Origin of the sequence: Leptolyngbya sp. FACHB-36, from assembly GCF_014695955.1 — a bacterium.
Taxonomy (GTDB): domain Bacteria; phylum Cyanobacteriota; class Cyanobacteriia; order Leptolyngbyales; family Leptolyngbyaceae; genus FACHB-36.
Window position 1 is genome coordinate 1 of sequence record NZ_JACJPG010000223.1, and the last position, 1,551, is coordinate 1,551.

The 1,551-nt window shown below is 57.5% G+C and carries 2 protein-coding genes; both read left to right on the forward strand.

The window, feature by feature from the left end; translation table 11 throughout:
- A partial coding sequence (locus tag H6F43_RS21970) for a hypothetical protein (protein WP_206754540.1) occupies window positions 1-274 on the forward strand: 274 nt, incomplete at its 5' end.
- A gap of 306 nt (window positions 275-580) precedes the next feature.
- On the forward strand, window positions 581-1,551 hold a 971-nt coding region (locus tag H6F43_RS05260; RefSeq protein ID WP_190341382.1), incomplete at its 3' end, for an AMIN domain-containing protein.

A 1,551-nucleotide genomic window follows, 5' to 3' on the forward strand; every position in this document is an offset into this window, starting at 1 on the left:
CGCTTTCCCCACTCCCGAATTTACAGCGCTCAATCTCACCATCGGGTATATACTCTTAACGCCCTTCTTCAGGGATCGTCACTCACAGTTTGAGCGCTGCTTAACCGATGATGAAACTAATCCGCCAGAATCGCGTCAGGCTTCTGTACAGTCAGGTTCTATCCATCCGTCTGTGGAGCTGCGAGGGCTGCTTCGCTTGGCGGCTGCGCTACATCGCCTGCATGGAGGTGAGTCGGGTCTAACCGCTGCAAAACTAACCGGATTTCTCGGTTGAGGGTGCGGAGGTGTTGAAGGACTCGATGGCACGGCAGGCTGGTGAAGCATCGATCGGGTGCATGCTACCAGAGGAGCTGAATGGGAAGACTAACCCTGCTCCCCTTGCTTACGGGTCGCGGTTCACAATTCAAAAACCGCTAATCCCATCACAAAGTGTTGTGTTTGTCTACGTGCTTCGCTCATGGACTTGGCGTTTAATGGCGTCAGGCTTCCTTGTGGGCAACCGATCTGGTGTGTGAGGAGAACATAGGTTGTGAAATTGTCCTGGCTGTTGTCCAGCTTCCTGAGAACCCAACGAGAAACCGTGAAACACCTTCCTTACTCCCTGCTGGTGGCAGCGCCGCTACTGTTGTTATCTTCTCCTGCTCACGCCGCTGGAATTCAGTCGTGGCGATTCGATGCCGCTCAAAATCGGTTGGAATTTACGACGGACGGAGACGTTCAGCCCAAAGCACAACTCATCGCCGATCCCACCCGACTGGTGATTGACCTCCCTGGCATTGTGCTCGGACGCCCTGCTTTTACCGAATCAGTCGGCGGAACCATTCGCTCAGTCCGCATTGGGCAGTTCGATCGTGGCACGACGCGCGTGGTTATAGAACTAGCACCGGGCTACACGATCGACCCTGATCGAGTGACGTTCCGTGGCATTACGGCGCGGCAGTGGACCGTGCAGTTGCCGACGCCAATGCCAATGCCAATCGCTGCGACACCGCCTTCTACTCCGCCTTCTACACCCGATAATTCAACTGTCGTTCCAACTACGCCGACTCCACCGCCTGTAGGCACGACGATCGATCCGCGTCCCCCGGTTCCCTCGACGCTGCCGCCGCTGTTTAAGCCTGCCACGATCGAGGCGATCGAGCTAACGGGTGGCGGCACTCAGCTTTTGATTCGGGCAAGTCAGACGTTGCGCTACTCTACTGGCTGGGATCGCGCCACGGGTGCCTATCGGCTGTCAATTAGCTCAGCGAAGCTTGCCAGCAACGTTAAAGGACCGCAGTTCAATTCCAGCAGTCCAATTCGGAGCTTGCGGCTGCGTCAGGAAGACGCAAACACGGTCGTGATCCTGATTCAACCTGCCGCAGGCATCCGCATCGCAGAACCCAATCTGCTGGGGCAGACCCTAGCGTTGCAGCTTCAGTCGAGCCGTTCGGCGGTCGCACCCACTGCGCCGATCGCCACCATTCCCGTTCCGGCTGCTCCCCGCCCAACCTATCCAGTACCGCCGCGTCCGACTGCACCCAGTCCGATTAATCCGCGCGTTCCCAACGG